General features: G+C 68.0%; 18 protein-coding genes. 6 read left to right on the top strand and 12 right to left on the bottom strand.

Features of this window, described 5'->3' with window-relative positions; genetic code table 11:
* Positions 1-17: 17 nt before the first annotated feature.
* Together pheT and pheS are read right to left on the bottom strand one after the other, a co-directional pair.
* Positions 18-2,519, bottom strand: coding sequence for a phenylalanine--tRNA ligase subunit beta (gene pheT / locus NV2_RS18325; protein ID WP_067875601.1), 2,502 nt, complete (start codon positions 2,517-2,519; stop codon positions 18-20).
* Positions 2,520-2,564: 45 nt separating this feature from the next.
* Entirely contained in the window at positions 2,565-3,668 is a 1,104-nt protein-coding gene (pheS, locus tag NV2_RS18330; protein ID WP_157102962.1) for a phenylalanine--tRNA ligase subunit alpha, read from the bottom strand.
* Positions 3,669-3,989: 321 nt separating this feature from the next.
* On the opposite strand from pheS, the gene NV2_RS18335 reads away from it, so the two are divergent.
* Positions 3,990-6,446, top strand: a complete 2,457-nt coding sequence (locus tag NV2_RS18335) for an MFS transporter (protein ID WP_067875607.1) — start codon at positions 3,990-3,992, stop codon at positions 6,444-6,446.
* A gap of 117 nt (positions 6,447-6,563) precedes the next feature.
* On the opposite strand, the gene NV2_RS18340 is transcribed toward NV2_RS18335, so the two are convergent.
* From NV2_RS18340 to infC, 4 genes are all read right to left on the bottom strand, one after another.
* Positions 6,564-7,469 (bottom strand): TrmH family RNA methyltransferase, encoded by a 906-nt coding sequence (locus NV2_RS18340; protein WP_373863583.1) that lies wholly within the window; start codon positions 7,467-7,469, stop codon positions 6,564-6,566.
* 12 nt (positions 7,470-7,481) lie between these two features.
* Positions 7,482-7,862: a 50S ribosomal protein L20 gene (rplT, locus tag NV2_RS18345; RefSeq protein ID WP_067875610.1), complete on the bottom strand. Its 381-nt coding sequence runs from the start codon at positions 7,860-7,862 to the stop codon at positions 7,482-7,484.
* Between the two features lie 89 nt (positions 7,863-7,951).
* Positions 7,952-8,146 (bottom strand): 50S ribosomal protein L35, encoded by a 195-nt coding sequence (rpmI, locus tag NV2_RS18350; protein WP_067875876.1) that lies wholly within the window; start codon positions 8,144-8,146, stop codon positions 7,952-7,954.
* Positions 8,147-8,215: 69 nt separating this feature from the next.
* Complete coding sequence (infC, locus tag NV2_RS18355; RefSeq protein ID WP_245662668.1) at positions 8,216-8,872, bottom strand: translation initiation factor IF-3; 657 nt, start codon at positions 8,870-8,872, stop codon at positions 8,216-8,218.
* A gap of 404 nt (positions 8,873-9,276) precedes the next feature.
* Here infC and NV2_RS18360 point away from each other — a divergent pair, with 404 nt between their 5' ends.
* Complete coding sequence (locus NV2_RS18360) at positions 9,277-9,651, top strand: DUF1844 domain-containing protein (protein WP_067875613.1); 375 nt, start codon at positions 9,277-9,279, stop codon at positions 9,649-9,651.
* Between the two features lie 37 nt (positions 9,652-9,688).
* Here NV2_RS18360 and NV2_RS18365 read toward each other — a convergent pair whose 3' ends face one another.
* The 3 genes from NV2_RS18365 to NV2_RS18375 all read right to left on the bottom strand — a co-directional run bounded on the left by NV2_RS18365 (position 9,689) and on the right by NV2_RS18375 (position 12,244).
* Positions 9,689-10,300 carry a TetR/AcrR family transcriptional regulator gene (locus NV2_RS18365; RefSeq protein WP_067875616.1) on the bottom strand — a complete coding sequence of 204 codons (612 nt, stop codon included), beginning with the start codon at positions 10,298-10,300 and terminating at the stop codon, positions 9,689-9,691.
* Positions 10,301-10,305: 5 nt separating this feature from the next.
* A complete protein-coding gene (locus tag NV2_RS18370; RefSeq protein WP_067875619.1) occupies positions 10,306-11,133 on the bottom strand; it encodes a class I SAM-dependent methyltransferase in 828 nt (275 codons plus the stop codon).
* A 142-nt stretch (positions 11,134-11,275) separates the two neighbouring features.
* Complete coding sequence (locus tag NV2_RS18375) at positions 11,276-12,244, bottom strand: NAD(P)H-dependent flavin oxidoreductase (protein ID WP_067875623.1); 969 nt, start codon at positions 12,242-12,244, stop codon at positions 11,276-11,278.
* Between the two features lie 212 nt (positions 12,245-12,456).
* On the opposite strand from NV2_RS18375, the gene NV2_RS18380 reads away from it, so the two are divergent.
* Positions 12,457-12,684, top strand: a complete 228-nt coding sequence (locus tag NV2_RS18380; protein WP_157102963.1) for a hypothetical protein — start codon at positions 12,457-12,459, stop codon at positions 12,682-12,684.
* Entirely contained in the window at positions 12,681-13,982 is a 1,302-nt protein-coding gene (locus NV2_RS18385) for a hypothetical protein (RefSeq protein WP_067875629.1), read from the top strand. The genes NV2_RS18380 and NV2_RS18385 overlap by 4 nt, the downstream gene beginning before the upstream one ends.
* Positions 13,983-14,036: 54 nt before the next feature.
* On the opposite strand, the gene uvrA is transcribed toward NV2_RS18385, so the two are convergent.
* Positions 14,037-17,042: an excinuclease ABC subunit UvrA gene (gene uvrA, locus NV2_RS18390; protein WP_067875632.1), complete on the bottom strand. Its 3,006-nt coding sequence runs from the start codon at positions 17,040-17,042 to the stop codon at positions 14,037-14,039.
* Between the two features lie 105 nt (positions 17,043-17,147).
* Positions 17,148-18,338, bottom strand: a complete 1,191-nt coding sequence (locus NV2_RS18395) for a beta-ketoacyl synthase N-terminal-like domain-containing protein (RefSeq protein ID WP_067875634.1) — start codon at positions 18,336-18,338, stop codon at positions 17,148-17,150.
* A 198-nt stretch (positions 18,339-18,536) separates the two neighbouring features.
* On the opposite strand from NV2_RS18395, the gene NV2_RS18400 reads away from it, so the two are divergent.
* Positions 18,537-19,877 (top strand): diguanylate cyclase domain-containing protein, encoded by a 1,341-nt coding sequence (locus NV2_RS18400; RefSeq protein WP_245662663.1) that lies wholly within the window; start codon positions 18,537-18,539, stop codon positions 19,875-19,877.
* 217 nt (positions 19,878-20,094) lie between these two features.
* Positions 20,095-22,461, top strand: coding sequence for a HelD family protein (locus tag NV2_RS18410; RefSeq protein ID WP_067875641.1), 2,367 nt, complete (start codon positions 20,095-20,097; stop codon positions 22,459-22,461).
* 22 nt (positions 22,462-22,483) lie between these two features.
* On the opposite strand, the gene NV2_RS18415 is transcribed toward NV2_RS18410, so the two are convergent.
* On the bottom strand, positions 22,484-22,936 hold the full coding sequence (locus NV2_RS18415; protein ID WP_067875644.1) for a universal stress protein: 453 nt from the start codon (positions 22,934-22,936) through the stop codon (positions 22,484-22,486).
* Positions 22,937-23,157: the final 221 nt, after the last annotated feature.

Genomic DNA, 23,157 nt, shown 5'->3' on the forward strand with positions numbered 1-23,157 from the left:
CCCTCTCTGCGCGGAGGCTATCCGCGCAGTACCGCTCCCACCGCATCGGCGGCAGCAGTGACCGCAGCGTGGCGCGCCGCACTGGCCTCGTCCTCGGTGAGCGTGCGGTCTTCGGCACGGAAACGCAGCGCGTAGGTCAGCGATTTGCGTCCCGCGCCCGCCTGCGCACCCTCGTACACGTCGAACAGCGCGATATCTTCCAGCAGCTCACCTGCCCCGGTACGCAACGCCGACTCCACCTGCGCCGCACCCACGGACTTCTCGACACTGACCGACACGTCCTGCAGCACCGCAGGGAACGCGGACACCACCGGGGCGGGCCGGGTTTCGCGTAGCGGCAGGGCGTCCAGGTCCAGTTCCAGGGCGCAGGTGCGCGGCGGCAGGCCGCTGCGTTCCAGCACCGCGGGATGCAGTTCACCGGCATATCCGACGACGGTGCCCTCGACCAGCAACTCCGCGCACCGCCCGGGGTGATAGGGCAGATGAGTGGCCCCGCGACGCTCGATGCTCACGCCGGCGGCATCGGCCACGGCGTCGGCGAGCGCGAAGACATCGGCGGCCTCGGCCGGCCGGCCCGGACCCCACGGGCCGCGCGGTTCCCGGCGGCCGCTGAGCACGGCCCCCACATGCACCGGTTGCGCCGGCAACGATTCGATCAGCTCACGGATCTGCTCGTCGCTGGGCCGCCGGTCGGTAGGCAGCTCACCCACCGCATGTGTTCCGGGACCGGGCAGCACCACTTGCGCGATGCTGTAGATGGACAGGTCCCGCTCACCGCGGGAGATGTTGCGGGCGGCCACCTCGAGCAGGGCCGGCAGCAGGGTGGTGGCGAGCTCCGCCTTCTCCACATCCAGCGGATTGAGTACCCGTAGGGTGTCGCGGCGCGGGTCCTCGGCGTCGAGGCCCCAGGTGTCGAAGACTCCCGCGGTCATGAAGATCGAGGCCGGGACCTCCACACATCCGGAGAATGCCAGTGCTCGGCTCACCGCCCGGCGGCGGCGCTGGGTCGCGGTGAGCCCGCGCCCGGCCGGTGCGGTCGGCAACACCGACGGAATTCGTTCGAGTCCTTCGAGGCGAAGGACCTCCTCCACCAGATCGGCCGGCTGTACCAGATCCGGGCGCCAGCTCGGCGGAGTCACCACGAGCTGACCGTGACCGGTGTCGCTGACGCTCACCTCGACCGAACAGCCGATCTGCGCCAGCCGCCGTGCCGAAGTTCCGGTGGGGTACACGATGCCCGCGATCCGATCGGCCAGATCGATGTCCATCCGGATCGGTTCGGTGGCGGGCACCGGCAACCGCACATCGGTGAGCGCGGATTCCACGGTGCCACCGGCGATCTCGGCGAGCAGCGAGGCCGCGCGGTCCAGTGCCGCGACCGGGACCTCCGGGTCGACGACGCGCTCGAAGCGCTTACCGGCCTCGGAGACCAGCTTGTGCCGGCGCGCGGAACGGTAGACGGCCAGCGGATTCCAGGTCGCTGCCTCCAGCAGGATGTCGGTGGTGTCCTCGCCCACCTCGGTGGTCGCTCCGCCCATGATCCCGGCCAGTGAGATCACGCCCGACTCGTCGGTGATGACAACGTCTTCGGCGTCGAGCACTCGCTCCGAGTCGTCCAGGGTGCGCAGTGTCTCACCGGTATGGGCACGCCGGATCGTCAACGTGCCGTTCACCTTCGCAGCGTCGAACGCGTGCAGCGGCTGGCCGAGCTCGAGCATCACATAGTTGGTCACATCCACCGCGGGCGAGATCGGGCGCACGCCCGCCAGCAGCAGCCGGCGCTGTAACCACCAGGGGCTCACCGCTTTCGGATCGACACCGGTGACCTTGCGCATCGCGAACCGGGTGCAGGCCGACTCGGGTTCGACGGTCACCGAATGAGCCTCGACGTCGGTCTCCGGCAGGGTGCGGACCGCGGGGTCGGCGTAGTCGAGGTCGAAGCCGCAGGCCAGTTCGCGGGCCAGGCCGCGCACCGAGAAGCAGTAGCCGCGGTCCGGTGTGATGTTGAGTTCGATCACCGTGTCGTCGAGGCCCAGCAGCTCGTTGGCATCGGTACCGGGTTCGGCGGTGCCGGGTTCGAGCACCAGGATGCCCGAATGATCCTTGCCGATACCGAGCTCGGCGACCGAACAGATCATGCCGTGCGACACGTGGCCGTAGGTCTTGCGCGAGGTGATGGTGAACCCGCCCGGCAGCACACCACCGGGCAACACCACCACGACCAGATCACCGACGGCGAAATTGCGTGCACCGCAGATGATCTCCTGCAGCTCGGGATGGCCCACGTCGACCTTGCAGAAGCGGATCGGCTTCTTGAACTCGGTCAGCTCGGTGATCTCGGCGACCCGGCCGACCACCAGCGGGTGCTCGATGTCTCCGGTGACCGGCTGCAGGGTCTCGAGGTCCTCGACCTCGAGACCCACGCGGACGAAACCGGCGTCGAGCTCCTCGGGGGTCAGCGACCATCCGGGGGTGGTCCGCTGCAGGGTTTCCGTCAGCCAGGACTGCGCTACTCGCACGTGACGTTTCGCTTCCTCGTATGAAGTGGGTGGATATGCGGCGGATCAGGCGCGGACGCCGAAGGGCAGGGTGAAGCGCACATCGCCCTCGACGATGTCGCGCATATCCGGAATGCCGTTGCGGAACTGCAGCGTGCGCTCCAGACCCATACCGAAGGCGAAGCCGCTGTAGACCTCGGGATCGATACCGCTGGCGATCAGGACCTTCGGGTTGACCATGCCGCAGCCGCCCCATTCGACCCAGCCCGCGCCACCCTTCTTGTCCGGGAACCACACGTCGACCTCGGCCGAGGGTTCGGTGAAGGGGAAGTAGTTGGGCCGCATCCGGGTGCGGGTCTCGGGCCCGAACAGGGCGCGGGCGAACGCGTCGAGCGTGCCACGCAGATGCGCCATGGTCAGCCCCTTGTCCACGGCCAGGCCCTCGACCTGGGAGAAGACCGGAGTGTGGGTGGCGTCGAGCTCGTCGGTACGGAAGGTCCGACCCGGGCACACCACATAGATCGGCAGGTCCCGCGACAGCATGGTCCGCACCTGCACCGGGGAGGTGTGCGTGCGCAGAACCTGTCGTGATCCCGAGGCCTGCGGCCCGGTCTCGTCCTGCCCGTAGGCGGCGATGTGGAAGGTGTCCTGCATGGTGCGGGCCGGATGGTCGGGCAGGAAGTTGAGCGCGTCGAAGTTGAAGTGTTCGGTCTCGACCTCGGGCCCCTCGGCGATCTCCCACCCCATCCCGGTGAAGACGTCCTCGATCTGCTCGGAGATCACCGTGATCGGATGCCGGGCACCGGCCGCGGCCCGGCGCGCCGGGAGGGTGACGTCGATGGTTTCGGCGACCAGCACCGCGGCGTCACGCTCGGCCAGCAGCTGCGACCGCCGGGCCTCGAAGGCCTCCGCCACCCGCGAACGGGCCACGTTGACCCGCTTACCGGCATCGGCCTTGTCCTGTTTGGGCAGACCGCCCATGGCCCGCTGCGCGAGCGCGATCGGCGATTTGCCACCCATGTGCTCGGTCTTGGCTGTAGCGAGCGCATCCAGGTCGGCCGCTGCGGTGAACGCCTTCTCCGCGGCGGCGGCAGCACCGGAGAGAGCCTCCTCGCTCAGTGCCTCCGCCGGCGTCACTGACTGCTCGGCTGCATCCTTCTCGTCGGCCACGATGGTTCGTCTCTCCCCTGGGCTGGTTCGGGGCAGGGGTGATCACCCCTACACGATCTAGTCTGCCTTGCACACTAGTTGTCTGGATTGCACACTATTGTCGCTGGTCGAATCGTAGGCGATGTCAGCAGCCCCTCGCGCGCGCATTTCCGCTGTGACAGACGGCACCGGCCCCTTCACCTTTGCAGCGGCCCCTTCCGGGTTTATAGTTACTTTCGGTAATCAAATGATTTGATCGATCCCAAACCACTCTTGACACGGGTACCGGCGCTGTGGGCGTTCCCCCGGCCCGCGTCGTCCCGGAGATCCGGAAAGAAGAACATGGCAATCACCTCTGCGAACGACACCGCCCGCAGACCGGACGAGATATCGGATGCCGCGCCGATGACACATCGGCAGATCCTGCAAGCTCTGTCCGGCCTGTTGCTGGGCATGTTCGTCGCGATCATCTCCTCGACGATCGTGACCAACGCGCTGCCGAAGATCATCGGCACGCTGGGCGGCGGGCAATCCGCCTACACCTGGGTCGTCACCGCATCTCTGCTCGCGATGACGGCCACCACCCCGCTGTGGGGCAAACTGGCCGACCTGTTCAGCAAGAAGGCTCTGGTTCAGATCGCCCTGCTGATCTATGTCGGCGGCTCCGTGGTTGCGGGCCTGTCGCAGAACGCGGGCATGCTGATCGCTTGCCGCGCGGTCCAGGGCATCGGTGCCGGCGGTCTGTCCGCACTGGCCCAGATCGTCATGGCCGCGATGATTTCGCCGCGCGAACGTGGCCGCTACAGCGGTTATCTGGGCGCGACCTTCGCCGTGGCCACGGTGGGCGGCCCGCTGCTGGGTGGCGTCATCACCGACACCAGCTGGCTCGGCTGGCGCTGGTGCTTCTACGTCGGTGTGCCGTTCGCGATCATCGCGCTGATCGTGCTGCAGCGGACGCTGAAACTGCCGGTCACCAAGCGCGACGTGAAGGTCGACTGGCTGGGCGCGTTCCTGGTCACCGCGGCGGTCTGCCTGCTGCTGGTGTGGGTCACCTTCGCCGGTGACAAGTACGCGTGGGCCTCCTGGCAGACCGTGGTGATGGTTGTCGGGTCGGTGGCGCTGGCGGCGCTGTTCGTGCTGGCCGAGTTGCGCGCGTCCGAGCCGATCGTGCCGATGCGCCTGTTCGCCAACCGCACCATCACGCTGACCTCGCTGGCCTCGCTGTTCGTCGGTGTGGCGATGTTCGCCGGCACCGTATTCTTCAGCCAGTACTTCCAGCTGGCGCGCGGTGCGTCGCCGACCATGTCCGGTGTCATGACGATCCCGATGATCGGCGGCCTGTTCGTCTCCTCCACGGTGTCGGGACAGATCATCACCCGCACCGGTAGGTGGAAGGCCTGGCTGGTCGTCGGCGCCCTGTTCATCACCGCCGGACTCGGCCTGCTGGGCACCATCGCCTACGACACCAACTACGTGCTGGTGGCGGTGTACATGGCCATGATGGGACTGGGCGTCGGTATGACGATGCAGAATCTGGTGCTGGCCACGCAGAACCAGGTGGCTGCACAGGACCTCGGCTCGGCCAGCTCCCTCGTGGCGTTCTTCCGCAGCCTCGGTGGCGCGGTCGGCGTCTCGGCGCTGGGCGCCGTGATGGCCACCCGCGTCAAGGACTACATCACCGACGGACTGAGTGACCTGGGTCCGGGCGCGGCACAGGCCATGGGCGGTAACACCGGCGAGATCCCGGACGTGCAGGCGCTGCCCGGACCGGTCCGGACGGTCGTCGAGAGTGCCTACGGCAACGGCATCGCCGACATCTTCCTCTTCGCGGCGCCGTTCGCGCTGATCGCCTTCCTGCTGACACTGTTCGTCAAGGAGGTCGCACTGCGCACCAACGCGATCACCGAGAGCAGCGAGAAGCTCGGTGAGTCCGCCGCGGTGCACGCCGGGGATTCCGCGACCGCTCCGCAACCGGCGATCCCGCTGCAGGCGCTGGCCGAGGACGCGTCGGGTCTGGTGCCGGAGGAATTCGTCAGCACCGGGATCACGGTCCACGGATATGTGCGGGCCGGCGACGGCACTCCGGTGCCGCGCACCGCCCTCACGCTGATCTCCCCCACCGGGCGCCAGATCGGGCGCGCCATCGCCCACGGTGACGGACGCTATGCGCTCGACGCACCCGAGTCCGGCTCGTACGTCCTGATCGCCTCCGCCGACGGCTACCAGCCGCAGGCCACCCCGATCAGCGTGCACGACCGGGCGCTCGACCACGACATCCGGCTCACCGGTATGAGCGGACTGGTCGGCACCGTCCGTGCCGCGGACAACGGTGCCGCGGTGGCCGATGCCATGGTCATCGTGACCGACAGCCGTGGTGACGTCCTGGCGGCGGGCTCCTCCGGCACCGACGGCAGCTACTCGCTGACCGAACTGGTTCCCGGCCCGGTGACCGTGGCCGTGAATGCGGCGACCTTCCAGCCGGTCGCTGTACCGGCAGAGGTCGACGGGCAGGGCATGACTCAGCTCGATGTGGTGCTGCCGCGCGGGGCACAGCTGCGCGGTACGGTGCACCACCCGCACGGGCCGCTGCGCGACGCCCGGGTGACGCTGGTCGATGCCGGGGGCACCGTGCTCGACAGCACCATCACCGACGCCGAGGGCACCTACCGTTTCGACAATCTGGCGGTCGGTGAGTACACCGTGGTCGCGGCGGGGTACCCCGCGACGACGTCGACCCTGACCCTGGAAGCCGGTGGCGGCGACGAGCATGTGATCGAACTGGCGCATCCGCGCGACTGACGGACAGCGCGACGGAGGGCGCCGGACCTACGGGTCCGGCGCCCTCCGTGTCGTTCGGGCACCCGCAGTAATTCGACTCCGCGCGCTCGGGCCCCGTGCGGCCGTCACCCGCGCGAGCTAGGCGCGCAGACGAGCCCCGGTGTAGAGGCAGATGGCCGCGGCCGCGGCCAGGTTGAGGCTTTCGGCGCGCCCGTGGATGGGAATGCGGACGCGATGGTCGGTCCGGGCCGCGATCCCGGGATCCAGGCCGTGGGCCTCGTTCCCGAACAACCAGGCGGTGCCGCCGGATTCGCCGGCACGACGCAACAGATCGTCGGCCTCGTCCAGCTCGACCTCGCCACGGGCGGTGGTCGCCAGAATCGTGATCCCGTCCGCGCGCAGCGCCTGCAATACGGCATCGATATCGCGTTCGCGGGCGATCGGCACATGGAACAGGCTGCCCGCACAGGCGCGGACACATTTGCCGTTGTGCGGATCCACCGAATCACCGGCCAGCACGACACCGTCGGCACCGACCGCGTCGGCGACGCGGATGAGCGTTCCGGCGTTACCGGGGTCCGACATCTGCACCGGCACCGCGAGCATCGTGGAACGACCGGTCCGCGAGACTGCCGGCCGGTCGGGACCGCCGGGTTCGTCGCCGACACCACGCACCACCCGGTCCAGTGGCACATCGACCAGACGGCACACCGCGACCAGGCCGGGCGGAGTGACGGTCTCGCCCAGCTGGGCGGCAGCGCGTTCACTCACCAGGCTGGTCCGCACCCCGCGGGCCGCGGCCGAGGCCACCAGTTCGTGTTCGCGTTCGGCAGCGCGCGGGGAGTAGAACAGCTCCGCCACCCGCCCGGTATCCAGTGCGGCAGCCACGGAATTGGCGCCCTCGGCCAGGAACAGACCGGTTTTGCGACGGGTCGCCGAACGGTGCAGCTTGACAGCGGAAACGACCCGCGGGGTGCGTTCCGAGAGCACCTGATCGGTGCTGCCGGAATCGCGGTCCGCGGGTCGTTTCGAAGTATCGGTCACCTAGGCGATGGCTCAGGCGGCCGGAGCGTTGACGTCCTCGGGCAGCGCGGCGCGGGCGACTGCCACCAGGCCGGCGAACGCCTCGGCGTCGGAGACCGCGAGCTCGGCGAGGATCTTGCGGTCCACCTCGACACCGGCGGCCTTCAGGCCCTGGATGAAGCGGTTGTAGGTGATGTCGTTGGCGCGGGCCGCGGCGTTGATGCGCGCGATCCACAGCTTACGGAAATCACCCTTGCGCGCCCGGCGGTCCCGGTAGGCGTAGGTGAGCGAGTGCAGCTGCTGTTCTTTGGCCTTGCGGTACAGCCGCGAGCGCTGCCCACGGTAGCCCTTGGAGGCCTCGAGCACGGAACGGCGCTTCTTCTGAGCGTTGACGGCCCTTTTGACGCGTGCCACTGATCAGTCCTTGTTCGATCGAAGGGGCGCCGCCGGGGCGCCCACAGGTTGGGAAGAGGGAACGGTGCGCGAGCGCACTCGGATCGTGGTCAGATACCGAGCAGCTTCTTGACGCGACGGACGTCAGCGGGGGCGACGACCTCCTTGCCGTCCAGACGACGAGTCCGGCGGCTGGACTTGTGCTCGAGCAGGTGGCGACGGTTCGCCTGCTGGCGCAGCAGCTTGCCGCGACCGGACACCTTGAATCGCTTCGAGGTGCCGCTGTGGCTCTTCATCTTCGGCATGGATTCCTCAATCTTGTCTCGTTCCGGCGGCATCACCGTCTGTGCGATGCCGCCGGTCTTGAAATCGGTTTACTGCGTACCGGCTGCTTCGGGCGCCGGAGCCGCCGGTGCTGCCGGAGCGCTGCCACCGGCGGGCGCAGAGCTGCCCCCGGCGGGTGCGCTGCGCTGCGCGGCGTTCTGCTGTGCGGCGGTCTGTGCCTTGACCCGAGTCTTCGCACCCTTGTGCGGGGCGAGGACCATCGTCATGTTCCGGCCGTCCTGCTTGGCGGAGGTCTCCACGAAGCCCAGATCGGCGACGTCGGAGGCCAGCCGCTGCAGCAGCCGGAAACCGAGTTCCGGACGCGACTGCTCACGGCCACGGAACATGATGGTGACCTTGACCTTCGACCCGGCCTCCAGGAACCGCATCACGTGTCCCCGTTTGGTGGCGTAGTCGTGGTCATCGATCTTCGGGCGGAGCTTCTGCTCCTTGATCACGGTCTGCTGCTGGTTCTTGCGGGACTCGCGCGCCTTCTGCGCGGTCTCGTATTTGAACTTGCCGTAGTCCATGATCTTGCAGACCGGTGGACGCGCGTCCGGTGCGACCTCGACCAGGTCGAGGTCGGCCTCTTGGGCGACGCGTAGTGCATCTTCAACACGCACGATCCCCACCTGCTCACCACCCGGTCCGATGAGTCGGACCTCGGGTACGCGAATGCGATCGTTGATGCGGGTCTCAGTGCTGATGGGGCCTCCTAGGTCAAGCGGTGTCGTCCAACGACCGCGAGCAACAACTGCAACCCCATAACCAACACGAAAGCCCCGTCGCGGTATTTCACCGCTACGGGGCCCGAATGTCGACCGGTCGCCGCGGGCGCTCACCAGGTGAACTGCCACCTCGACCTCGCCGCGAACGGATCCGCGGGAGAAACCCGCCGCGACACGGCGAGTGACCGGGACCATCGAACCTGGCACTGTGACCGGCCGATGGTGGGAGTCGGGCTCCACTTGAGCCCCGAGCCGACGAGCTGGATCGGTTCCAGTCCGAGACCGGGGCGGTCGTCGCGCACTACTTTACACCGGACGCGCGTCTACTCCCAATCGGGCGACCCTGCCACCCGGCCGGAGCGTGCCGATGACATGCTACGGATATGAGCGAGCATGCGGGTGACCCGTCGGTCCTGAGCGAATCCGCCGATCCGGAGGCGGTGCGCGAGCTGGCCGAGATCCCCGCGGTCGAGGTCATCAGCCGCGCCGCGGTGATGCTGATGAGCTCGGCCGCGGAAAAACTCGGCCTCGCCGACGAGGACCCCGATTCCAGTCCGCGCCGCGACCTGGACGAGGCCCGCCGCGTGATCACCGCGCTCGCCGGACTGGTCACCGCGTCGGTCGAGTACCTCGGCCCGCATGCCGGTCCCATTCGCGAGGGACTGCAGTCGTTGCAGCGGGCCTTCCGCGAATCCTCGGCCCATCCGGATGCACCGGGCGCCGGCCCCGGCGAGAAATACACCGGCCCGGTCTACTGAGCACCGGGCCGACCGGCAGCGGCCGCTCACCCGTTCGTTACGGCGCGATCCCCGACAGCAGGGTCGTGACAACGGATTCGACCGAGGGCGGCGCGGCGGGGTGCGGCGCGCCCGACAACAGCGTCGACAGCACCGCATCGTGACAGATGCCGACGAGGACGGCGGCCGCGGCATCGACGTCCGCATCGGCCAGCAGCCGCCCCAGCTCCCGTTCCGCCCGCAGATACTCGACCAGTTCCTCGCGCCAGATCCGGCGCGGCCCTTCGCTTTCGGCGAAGCGAGCCAGCACGGCGGGCTGGGTGATCAGCCCCGCGAACACGGGCAGCACCGCGCGATGCAGTGCCAACCCCTGCTGCAGGCAGACCGCCAGATTCTCTGCGACACTTCCGCTGCCCGCGGCCGGGAGCGGCGGGAAACCGCGATCCACCGTTTCCAGGTGCGCGCGTAGTGCCGCCGCCAGTAACTCCTCCTTGTCGGCGAAGTGGTTGTAGAGCACCCCGTCCGACACCCCGGCCGCCCGCGCGATGCCACGCACGGTGAGACCGGCGCTGCCCTGCTCGGCGAACAACTTCTCGGCCGTGGCGATCAGATGGGCACGCAGATCGCGATCGGCGCGGTCGTGCAGCGCCGCCGCCCGTCGGGGTGACATGAGACCTACGGTAGTGCGATGGTGGCGGTGACGAGCCGGGAGGCCGCCCGCAACCGGACGGGCCCGTCACCGGCGAACGGTTCGAGCGCACCCGCGACCGCGGCCCGGACCTCGGCGTCGGTCCCGAAGTCGTTGCACAGACGGTGATATCGCACCGGCCCCCACCCCACGACGAATTCGGTGGCGTCGTCGATATCCGCACCCCAGACACTGTCGGTGAGCACGAGCTCGTTCGTCACACCGGTGAATCCGGCTGCACCGAGCAGATCCGCGGTGGCCTCGGGATCGGCGAAGACGTCGAACCCGTGCCCCGCCTCGAAACCGGGCAGATGCGCCGCGGCCGCGGCGAAGACACCGGCGATATCGGACTCCGGGGTGACCGGTACGGCCACCGCGAGGCGCCCGCCGGGGCCCAGTGCACGTGCGATATTGGTGAACGCCGCCACGGGATCGGCGAAGAACATGATGCCGAACCGGCTCACCGCCACATCGAAGGAACCGGGCGCGAAGCCGAAGACCTGCGCATCCCCCTGCTCGAACGACACGTTGTCCACGGCCTCGGATCGGGCGAGCAGTCGCGCCCGCGCGAGCATCGGCCCGGACAGGTCCACCCCGGTCGCCGCGGCCGCCCGCCGCGCCGCCGCTCTGGTCAGCTGCCCGTTGCCGCAACCGATATCGAGGACCCGATCTCCGGCGCCGACTTTCGCTGCGGACAGTAGCGGCTCGTTGATCCCGGAGTTGACCGCGTCGTAACGGTCGGCATGGTCGGCCCAGTGCTCACCCTCGTAGCCGTTCCACGCCTCGGACTGTGCGGTATTGACGATCTCGGTCATCACGGTCTCCCTCGCCGATAATTATGAACAAACGTTCATGAACCCACGTTCATAATGATCGATGCGTGTTCGGCCGTCAAGACCGCGGGAGATCGCACCGCCGGGACAGGGGTCGGCGCGGGAGCTTCGGTGCCGGTCGAGCTCAGCTCTCGCGCAGCGTGATCCGGCGCAGCGCAGCCTCGGCCTCGGCCGCAAGGGTGGCGACCAGATCGGCGGCCGGGCTGATCTCGGTGACCCGGTCCACGGCCTGACCGGCCCAGACCGGTAGAACCGCGAGATCACCACGGGCGGCGGCCGCGCGGTACTCGCGTAGTGCGGCGGCGTCGTCGCGCAGCTCCTCGTCACGACCACGCCAACGGTCGACGAACGCGTTGCGCAGGATGCGCGCCGGATATTCCTGCGGCCACGGTGCATCGCGCGCAATATCCAGGGTCCGGTCCACCTCCGTATCGGCACCGACCGCATCGAGCAACGCGCGGTTGACCCCGTCGAGCACCAGCGACTCGCGCGTGGCCTCGAAGCGGGTGCCGATCATGGCGCCGGACGCACCGAGGGTGAGAGCCGCAGCCACGGCCCGGCCGTCGGCGATTCCGCCGGCCGCCAGCACCGGAACCGCACCAGCCAGATCGACCACCGTCGGCACGAAGGACAAGGTGCCGGTGCCCTGCGCCGCGCAGTGCCCACCGGCATCGCTGCCCTGCGCCACCAGGACATCCGCCCCCGCATCGAGGGCCCGCCGGGCCTCCTCGGTGTCGGTCACCTGGACGATCAGCACGGCGCCCGAATCCCGGACCGCCGCCGCCAGCGGCGCGGGATCACCGAAGGACAACACGACCGCGGCCGGCCGGAACGACAGGGCATGATCGAGTACCGCCCGATCGATCGCCCAGCTCAAGAACCCCACCCCCCACGGGGCGGACGTGCGCTCGGTGACCAGTCGCAGTTCGCGCTCGACCCATTCACGGTCGCCACGCCCACCGCCGACGAGCCCCAAGCCGCCGCCGTCGGAGACCGCGGCCGCCAGCGCACCACCGGCCTCGCCGCCCATCGGCGCGGATGCGATCGGGTGTCGCAGGGACAGGAGTTCGGTGAACCTGGTTGCGATGGTCATACCCTCGATCGTTCCAGGAGACGACGCCGCCGAGACGTCCGGCCACTGCCGGAACTCGTTACCGCGCAGGAACGGCCACCACCTCCGGTGATGACCTGTCCTGAAACGCCGCGGTTCGGACGCATCGTTCGGTGTCCGTTTTCTATGATTCACCGGATGTCTTCGCGGGTATCTTCGGTGGCGGAGGACACAACTCGTATCGGGGGTGCATCTTGACCGCCAGACGTGATCTGGAGAACGCACTGGGCGGACCACCGCTCACCGCCACAGAACTGATGACCGACCGGGAGTGCGCCGATCTGCTCGCCCTGTTCACCCACGCACGCACCGAGGAAGTGAAGGGCCTGTCACAGTCGGTCGATGCCATGATCGGTGAGCTGCCGCGTCCGTTGCGCACTCCGGCCAAGAAGATCATGTTCGGAAAACTGCTCGATCGATGACGGATCCGGTAACCCGCGCACAGCTCATCCTGTTGGCCCGCACGCTGCACGTCGCACCGGAACGCATCGCACATCTGGAGCGGCTGGGTGCACACAATCTGCACGAGATCCAGCAGCGGGCGGCGGCGGTCATCTTCGACCAGCACGCCGAAACCTTCCAGCGGATCAGCAGGCTGGTGCCGGTGATCCCGCTGGGCATCTCCATGCCACTGGTTCAGAAGCTGGTCCCGCCACGACTCACCGGGCGCGCCGCCGGCGCGGTGGGTATCGACCATCCGAAGAAGGCGGCCGACACCGTCGCCCTGCTGGGCGTCGGCTACGCCGCCGACTGCGCGCCGTATCTCGATCCGCGCACCGTGGGCGAACTGGCGCAGGTGGCCCCACCGGAACCGATCGTGCACATCGTGAACGAGATCCTGCGCCGGCGCGACTACATCACCGCCGGACCGTTCCTCGCCTATGCCACCCCTCGGCTGATCGAGGCCGTGGAACAAGGCGTGCACGACGATGCGGGACTGATCTTCTCGGCATCGTTCGCGTTCTCCGCGCCGGCGATCAGTTCCGTGGTGCGGCGGCTGCTGGACGGTTCCGGCGGGCGGATGCCACGGATGATCACGACCGTGCTGCGCGGGTCACCACAGTTGCGGGTGGCCGCGCTGTCGGTTTTCGCCCGATGCGACACCGAGGTGGCCGCGGAGATCGGCGATATCGTGGTCGGTATCGGCACACCTGCCGCGCTGAGCGATCTGATCCTCACCGCGGTCCACGGGAACGCCGTGCACGATCTGTGCATCCTGTTCGATTCCCTACGCCCCCATGCGGTCGCGACGGTCGCCGCGCTACCGATCTTCGGGGACACCGCGGTCGCCGCCGCACTACTGCGTGCGCTGGACGGTTGCTCCGATTCGGCACCCTGGCGTGGTCTGTTCGGTGTGCTCGAGCGTACCGATCCGGCACTGCGCCCGGCCTTGGCCCTGATGCTCGCACAACAACCCGACGCCGTGATCGCGGCACTGCCCTCGCACGCCACCGAGGCAAACCTGTGGCCGGTGTTACTGGATATCGTTGCGGCAGGCGACTACCCGATCCAGACCAGAATCGGCGAGGTATGGGCGAGCCTGCCACCGGAGCGACGCGCCGGTGTGCAATGGCATCTGGCCGAACGGCACGACGATCCGATGCTGGCAACCGTGAGTACGGCCGTCACCGCCAGCGCACCGTCGGTGGAGGAGATCTTCTACCGGCGGCGCAAATTCGGCCGACGACGCTCGGAGGCCGTGGCCGACGACATCGGCTGAACCGATATCGGGCCGGCACAGCCCGATATCGGTGACAGCCGGTGCACGGTTCGGTCAGCCGACGGCCGAGGTGCGGCGCGCGGCCGGCTTCGCGGTCGACTTCTTCGCGGTCGACTTCTTCGGCGCAGCAGCCTTCGATCCGCTCTTCGGCGCCGCATTCCGCTTCCGCGCCGCCTTCCCAGGTTCGACCGCCGGGCCCTGCGCGGCAGGATCGAGCACACCGCGCAGGAACTGTCCGGTGTAGCTTTCCGCCACCGCCGCAACATCTTCCGGAGTGCCCTGCGCAATGACGGTGCCGCCGCCGGAACCACCCTCCGGACCCATATCGATCACCCAGTCCGAGGTCTTGATCACGTCCAGGTTGTGTTCGATGACGATGACCGTATTGCCCTTGTCCACCAGACCGTTGATCACGGCGAGCAGTTTGCGGATGTCCTCGAAGTGCAGACCGGTGGTCGGTTCGTCCAGGATGTAGACCGTCCGTCCGGTCGACCGCTTCTGGAGTTCGGCGGACAGCTTCACCCGCTGTGCCTCACCTCCGGACAGGGTCGGGGCGCTCTGTCCCAGCCGCACGTATCCCAGTCCTACATCGACCAGTGTCTTGAGGTAGCGGTGGATCGAGGTGACCGGCTCGAAGAATTCGGCCGCCTCCTCGATGGGCATATCGAGTACCTCCGCAATGGTTTTGCCCTTGTAGTGCACCTCGAGAGTTTCCCGGTTGTACCGGGCGCCGTGACATACCTCGCAGGGGACATACACGTCCGGCAGGAAGTTCATCTCGATCTTCAGGGTGCCGTCACCCGAACAGGCCTCGCACCGGCCCCCCTTGACGTTGAAGGAGAAGCGCCCGGGCTGGTAGCCACGCACCTTCGCCTCGGTCGTCGCGGCGAACAGCGTCCGAATCTTGTCGAAGACACCGGTGTAGGTTGCCGGATTCGAGCGTGGTGTCCGGCCGATCGGCGACTGGTCGACCTGCACCAGCTTGTCGAGATGGTCGAGCCCGTTGATCCTGGTGTGCCGTCCGGGAACCTGGCGGGCACCGTTGAGTTTGTTCGCCAGCACGGTGGCGAGGATGTCGTTGACCAGCGTCGACTTACCGGAACCCGAGACGCCGGTCACCGCGGTGAGCACGCCCAGCGGGAAGCCCACATCGATTCCCCGCAGGTTGTGCTCGTTCGCGCCGACGACGGTGAGTTGCTTCTTCTTCGACACCGGGCGCCGCACCAGTGGCACCTCGATCACTTCGCGGCGGGCCAGATACGCGCCGGTGAGTGAACTCGGATCGGTCAGCAGGCCCCCGTACGGCCCGCTGTAGACGACCTGGCCGCCGTGTTCGCCGGCCATCGGCCCGATGTCCACCACCCAGTCCGAGGCATGGATGGTGTCCTCGTCGTGTTCCACCACGATCAGCGTGTTACCGAGATCCCGCAGCCGGGTAAGGGTTTCGATCAACCGGCGGTTGTCGCGCTGGTGCAGGCCGATGGAGGGCTCGTCGAGCACGTAGAGCACCCCGACCAGACCGGACCCGATCTGGGTCGCCAGCCGGATCCGCTGCGCCTCACCGCCGGATAGAGTAGCCGCAGCTCGCGACAGGCTCAGATATTCCAGACCGACATCGAGCAGGAAACCCAACCGGGCCTGGATCTCCTTGAGTACCTGGCCGGCGATCGCCGCGTCCCGCTCCCCCAGGCGCAGCGAGTTGAGGAAGCGCGCACAGTCCCGAATCGACAGCTCACACACTTCGGCGATGGACCGGCGGCCGCCCTCGGCGGCCAAGGTGACGGCCAGAATTTCCGGGCGCAACCGGGCGCCGCGGCAGACCGGGCACGGCACATCGCGCATGTAGCCGTCGTAATGCTCTTTCATCTGCTCGGATTCGGTGCTCTCCAGGCGCCGCTGCAGGAACGGCATGACGCCCTCGAAGTCGGCGTAATAGGAGCGTTTGCGACCGTAACGGTTGGTGTAGGACACGTGCACCTGGTCGGAGCTGCCCTCCAGCACCGCCTTACGAGCCTTGAGCGGCAACGCATTCCACGGCGTGTCCATCGAGAAGCCGATCGCCGCCGCCAGACCGGACAACAGCCGGTTGAAGTATTCGGCCGTCTGGCCGCGCGACCACGGCGCGATCGCGCCGTCGGCAAGGCTCAGCTCCGGATCCGGCACCACCAGATCCGGGTCGACCTCCTTGCGGATACCCAGGCCCGCGCAATCGGGGCAGGCGCCGTAGGGCGAGTTGAACGAGAACGAGCGCGGTTCCAGATCCTCGATATCGAGCGGATGCGCATTCGGGCAGGCCAGTTTCTCGGAGAAGCGCCGCTCGCGATCGTGTGCGTTCTCCTCACGGTCCACGAAGTCCAGCACCACGATGCCGTCGGCCAGCCGCAACGCCGTCTCGATCGAATCGGTGAGCCGCTGTTTGGAGCTCGGCTTCACCGCCAGCCGGTCCACCACGACCTCGATGTCGTGCTTCTCCTGCTTCTTCAGCTTCGGCGGGTCGGTCAGCGGATACACCACGCCGTCCACCCGCACCCGGGAGTACCCCTGGGTGTTGAGCTGGTCGAACAGATCAACGAACTCGCCCTTGCGGGTGCGTACCACCGGCGCGAGGACCTGGAAGCGGATCCCGGCCTCCATATCCAGCACCTGGTCCACGATCTGCTGCGGGGTCTGCTTGGCGATCAGTTCCCCACAGACCGGGCAGTGCGGCGTCCCGGCCCGGGCGTAGAGCAACCGCAGGTAGTCGTAGACCTCGGTGATGGTGCCGACCGTCGAGCGCGGGTTGCGGTTGGTCGACTTCTGGTCGATCGACACCGCGGGCGACAGCCCCTCGATGAAGTCGACGTCCGGCTTGTCCATCTGCCCGAGGAACTGGCGGGCATAGGCCGACAGCGACTCCACATAACGCCGCTGGCCCTCGGCGAAGATCGTGTCGAATGCCAGGCTCGATTTGCCCGACCCGGACAACCCGGTGAACACGATGAGGCTGTCACGTGGCAGGTCGAGGTCCACTCCCTTCAGGTTGTGCTCCCGAGCTCCGCGCACGGTCAACAGATCCGCCACCGGTTGTCCCTTCTCGATCGAATTTCTGCGTCCGGACTCACCCCAGCCGCCATGCTAAGCACACCCACCGACAAGTTCGGCCGCGGCGCCGGATCGGACCGGCGTTCAGTCCGGCTGACCGAGCACCACCACGGAGTTGTGGCCTCCCATCCCCAGCGAGGTCTTGACCGTGATGCCGCCGTCGAACGGGGTGGGTCCGTCCAGCAGGCGCGGATGCGCCTCGGCCACCACCGGCGCCGACACCGCGACACCGCGCTCGTAGCCCAGGGCCGCGGCGGCGATCTCGACACCGGCCGCCGCACCCATGCAATGGCCGGTCAGCGGCTTGACCGAGGTGATGTGGGGCCGGTCGTCGAAGATCTGTGCCAGCACGGCCCGCTCCGCCACATCGCACTGCCGGGTGCCGGTGCCGTGTGCGTTGTAGTACCCGACCTGGTCGGGACGCGTGCCGGCCCGCTCCAAGCCCTGGTGTACACAGTCCAGTATCCGCTCCAGACCGGGGTCCACGGACACGACGTGATAAGCGTCATTGGTCATCGCGCCGCCGAGCAGGCGGCAGTAGGGCCGCTGCACCGACCGCGACAGCACGAATGCCACCGAGGCCTCACCGAAGCTGAATCCGCGACTCCCGTGCTGAAACGGCCGGCAGGCGTCCATCGGCTCGGTGTCGGTCACCGCGGCACCCATCTCCACGAAGTGGTGCACCATGTCCGGGGTGGACGAAACGTCGGTGGTCACACAGACCACGTCGTCGGCGATCCCCTGATCGAGCCACATCTGCGCGGTGATCAGGGCCACGTTCGCCGAACTGCAGGCCGCAGAGATGTTCATCGACGGGCCGTGGAAACCGAATTCCTGCATGATCATCGACACCGGGGTGGACGGCAGCAACCGCAGATAGTCGCGGGACCGACGCCGTCCGCCGTCGCGGCGGTAGAACTCCTCCCAGTCGCGCACATCCCCCAGCACGATGCCGTGTACCAGCCCGACCCGGCGGCCCGGACGCCAGCCACGGGCCTCGGCGTCCGCGATCGCCTCCCGCACCGATTCCTGCACCGCGCGCCCGTAGCGGCCGGGGCTCACGGCGTCGTCGCCGCCGTCGGGCACCAGCGCGACCCAGGCGTATTCGTCGTAGTCGGCACCGTAACCGGGGTGCAGGCCCGCCGCCGCCTTTCCGCTGTTCAGGCCCTGCCACAAGGACTCGCGTCCCCACCCGTAACCGCTCACCACACCCACGCCTGCGATCGGGATGCGATCTTGATAGTGTTGATTGGATCTGGGGCTAGTGCTGGCCATTCCCGCTCCTACACCGGCTCGGCTCATGCCTCCGGCATTACCTGCATGATCGGATCATGCCATGATTGCTCACAGGTGGAACCCGTAGTCGAACTGTGACAGAACCAATATCGCCGGCACTGTGATCCACCGGCTGTCAGTATCAGAATGGTCTCGTGCACCAAGCGACCTGAACAGTCCATGATCAGGGGGTTACATGTGGTTGAGGCAGGTGAGAACCGGCCCGATGCAGTGATCGAGGCCGAACAACTCGCCCAGCGGTACCGCACCCTGGTCGAGCACAGTCCGGACGGGATCGTCGTCCACGAGGACGGCATCATCGTCTACGCGAATCCGGCGATCGTGCGCATGGTGGCCGCCACGGGAGTCGACCAGGTGGTCGGGCGCCCGGTGGCGCAGTTCGTCGCCGAACACGACGTCGCGGCGATGTTCGAACGCATCGCGCGGTTGCACCGCAGCGGCGACGCCTCAGAGACCGCGGAGATGACACTGGTCCGCTGCGACGGCGAAGCCGTCGACGTCGAAACGGTCTCGGTACTCACCGTGTGGCAGCGGCGGCTCGCCTATCAGGTGGTGCTACACGATCTCACCGCGCAGCGCCGGGCCGAGGCCGCGCAGCGCCGGGCCGAACAGCATTACACCGCAGTGGTGTCCCAGCTCGAAGAGGGCGTGGTCGTCATCGACCGCGGCGGCCGGATCGAGTCGATCAACCCCGCCGCGCTGCGCATCTTCGGCCACGAGGGCGACGATCTCGTCGGCCGCCGCATCGATTCACTGCCCCTCGTGCTGCTCGACGCCAACGCCGCGCCACTGGCCCCCTCACACCACCCGGTGGCCCGGACCCTGGCCACCGGGGAAACCGTCTCCCGTTACATGTTCGGCGTGGACCGGCCGGACGGACAGCGGCGCTGGTTGTCCGGTTCAAGCCGATTGCTGAATCCGGGAGCCCCCGACTCCCCCGCAGTCTCCTCGTTCAACGATGTCACCGAGTTCCGGGCCAGCCGTCGGCAACTGGAGTATCAAGCCACCCACGATCCGCTCACGGGGCTGGCCAACCGGTCACTGGTGTTGTCGAGGCTGGCAACCGCGCTCGGCGTCGACGAGCCCACGCCGGTATCCAACGTGCTGTTCATCGATCTCGACGGGTTCAAGTCCATCAACGACACCCTTGGCCACGCCATCGGCGACACGGTGCTGCAGATCGTCGCCCAGCGCCTGCAGCGCGGGTTGCGCGGCGATGACGTGGTCGGCCGCATCGGCGGTGACGAATTCCTGGTACTGCTGTCGGGCCGGACCCAGCCCGAGGATATGGAGGGCCTCATCGCGCGGCTGCGCCAGACCATGGCCGAACCGATCATCGCCCGCGGCCACCGTATCCACGTCGACGCCTCGATCGGCGCCACCGCGCTGCGCCCCGCCGATCCCCGTACCCCCGAAGCCGTGCTGCACGACGCCGATCTCGCGATGTACCGGGCCAAACCGGCCGGCGGCGACAGCGCGGGCGTGCGACGCCGTCCGAACAGCACGCACGCCTCCTGAAAGCACGGTCCATGATCACCGAACACGCGTTGCTCCCCGTCGCCATCGACCGCACCGCCGAATTCGAGGCAGCCTTCGACCGCACCATTTCACTACCGTATTCACGACACCGTCACCTGCGGCTACGGCGAGTCCGGCGGCCACGGATTAGACTCGACGATTCCGTTTTCTTTCCCGCGCGGGCCCGATCGGCCACGCGCTGACAAGGAGTTCCGTCTTGCCCGATCGCCTCACCGAGGACCATCCGGCCAGCGACCGCGCGGCCGAGCTGGAGCGGGAGCAGACCTATCTGAGCCTGCTCTATCAGCGTCTGGACGCCATGCGCGAATACGCCCAGCGGAGGCTGCGCACGGTGCTGCTGGAAAACGGCGGCACCCCGCAGGCCCGTAGCGAGCGGGAATCGTTCACGCAGCTCTACCACGAGGATCTGGCCAAATACGATGCCGCCGAGAACGGATTGTGTTTCGGCCGCATCGATCTCACCGCTACCGACGGTGACGACGAGGGGTTCCGCTATATCGGGCGCCTGGGCATCCTGGACGAGGACGACGACTACAACACGCTGCTGCTGGACTGGCGCGCACCGCTGGCGCGCCCGTTCTACCTGGCCACCACCGCGGCGCCGGACGGTCTGACCAGGCGCCGTCACATCCGCTCGCGCAATCGCACGGTCACCGGAATCAGCGACGAGTACCTGGATCTGGAGGCGGCACGGGAGGCCGGCGCGCTGGAGTCCGACGAGGTCGGCGTGGGCAGTGAAAGTGCCCTGCTGTCCGCGCTCAACGCCGCCCGGACCGGGCATATGACCGACATCGTGGAGACGATCCAGAGCGAACAGGATTCGATCATCCGCTCCGAGCACCGCAGCGTGATGGTGGTGCAGGGCGGTCCGGGAACCGGAAAGACCGCGGTCGCGCTGCACCGGGCGGCCTATCTGCTCTACACCTACAGGCAGCAGCTGGACAAGGCCGGCGTGCTGATCATCGGCCCCAACTCCACCTTCCTCGACTACATCGGCCAGGTGTTGCCGTCACTCGGCGAAACCGGGGTGCTGCTGTCCACCGTCGGCAACCTGTACCCCGGAGTGGAAGCGACACTGGAGGATTCGTTGCGGGCGGGCGAACTCAAGGGCTCGCTCGACATGCTCGACGTCCTGAAGAAGGCGGTACGTGACCGCCAGGAGGTGCCCGGCGACCCGATCCGGCTCGATTTCGACGGCTACGAACTGACCTTGGACCGCAAGATCGCGACCCGGGCCCGCGGCCGCGCGCGGTCCTCCCGCCGGGCGCACAATCTGGCGCGCCCGATCTTCGCCGCGTCGGTGGTCGACGCCCTCACCGATCAGCTCGCGCAGGTCATCGGCCGGGACCAGTTCGCCGATACCGTCGACGAGGCCGATGCCGCCGCGGGCCGGCGGCCGACGCACAACGCCCGCAATCTGCTGAGCCAGGCCGATCTGACCGAGATCCGGGACGAGATGCGCGCCGACGCGGGCATCCAGCAGGCGATCGCGCGACTGTGGCCGATTCTGACGCCGCAGCAGGTCTTGGCCGAGCTGTGGGCCGACCCTGATCGGCTGGCCCGTGCGGCAGGCGGTTTCGGCCCGGAAGACCGCAAGGAGCTGTTCCGGGAATCGCCCGCCGGGGATCGGCCCGCCTTCGCCGCCGCGGACGCACCGCTGCTGGACGAACTGGCCGAGCTGCTCGGCATCGACGACGCCGAGGAACGGGAACGTTCCCGCCGACGGTGGCGCGCGCAGTTGGCCGAGGCGCAGGAAGCGCTCGATATTCTCACCGGGTCGGCGCCGCAGGACCTCGAAGACGATCTGGATCCGGAGATCCTGATGGCCTACGACCTCATCGACGCGGGGCAGCTGGCCGAACGTCAGCACGTTCGCAACAGCCAGACCACCGCGGAGCGTGCCGCCGGGGATCGCAGCTGGACCTACGGTCACGTCATCATCGACGAGGCACAGGAGCTGTCGGAGATGGCCTGGCGGATGGTGATGCGCCGCATCCCCAACCGCTGGGTGACGGTGGTCGGAGATGTCGCACAGACCGGCGATCCGGCGGGTGCCTCGTCCTGGCAGCGCATGCTCGAACCGTATGTCGCACAGCGCTGGAAGCTCACCGAGCTGACGGTCAACTATCGCACTCCCGCCGAGATCATGGGGGTGGCCGCCGATGTGCTGGCCGCGATCGATCCGGGCGCGACGATCCCGCGTTCGGTGCGGGAATCCGGTTTCGCACCACGGGCGGTCCGGGTCTCGGCCGGGGGTTCGCTGAGCGCGGTCACCGATCTCGTGGCCGCCGAGGCGGAGCGGCCGGGCATCACCGCCGTGCTCGCCCCGCACGCCACGGCGCACGAATACAGTTCGCTGGCGAGCGATTCGGTCCAGGTACTGACGGTGTCGGAGGCGAAAGGCCTGGAGTTCGACGCAGTGGTCCTGGTGGAACCCCAGGCGATCCTGGACGAGTCACCACGTGGACTCAACGATCTCTACGTCGCTCTCACTCGCGCGACGCAGCGACTGGCGGTCGTGCATACCGGCACGCTGCCCGAGGTCCTCGGCGCGCTGCGCTGAGGCCCCGGGCGGGGCCGCCGAATCAGCGGACGGTGTGCACGATGAGAACGTCGACGCGCGACTTCCGGGCCACATCGGAGGGCACCGAGCCGAGCAGTCGGCCGGTCAGGGTATTGAGGCCACGGTTACCCACGACGAGCAGATCCGCCTTGACCTCCTTCACCAGATCCAGCAGCGACTCGACGGGTTCGCCGACAATGGGACGTTCGACGATCTCACCGGCGCCGGCGGCGACGGCCTTGTCCCGCGCGATCCGCAGGATCTCGTTGGTGGGCGCGGAACCGCGCACCTGGTAGGCCTCGTCCTTGAGCACGTCGGCCGCGGCGGCCACGTCCCGGTCGTCGGTCGGGTAGTAGGCGCACGCGACGATCAGAGTCGCTCCCGCAGCGCCGGCCAGCGCCGCAGCCTTCTCTACAGCGACATACGACGAATCCGAGCCATCGGTACCGACGACAATGGACCGGTAGGCGGTCATCTTTCCTCCAAACGTCCGAGTGGGCGGATGCCCGGCGGAATTCGCGCAGAATCCGCACGAGCAACTGCGCTAGACCATAACCGCTCGCACGGTGGAATCATCAGAATTCGCAACACATCACACCGGAGCGCCGTGTGACCGCGGACGCACAAACGCCTTCCCATGACCCGGTCGGCCCCGCCCTACCTGGGAAGATCCGGGCCGGTCCGACACTTCTCGGT

Source organism: Nocardia vermiculata NBRC 100427 (assembly GCF_001613265.1).
GTDB classification, from domain to species: domain Bacteria; phylum Actinomycetota; class Actinomycetes; order Mycobacteriales; family Mycobacteriaceae; genus Nocardia; species Nocardia vermiculata.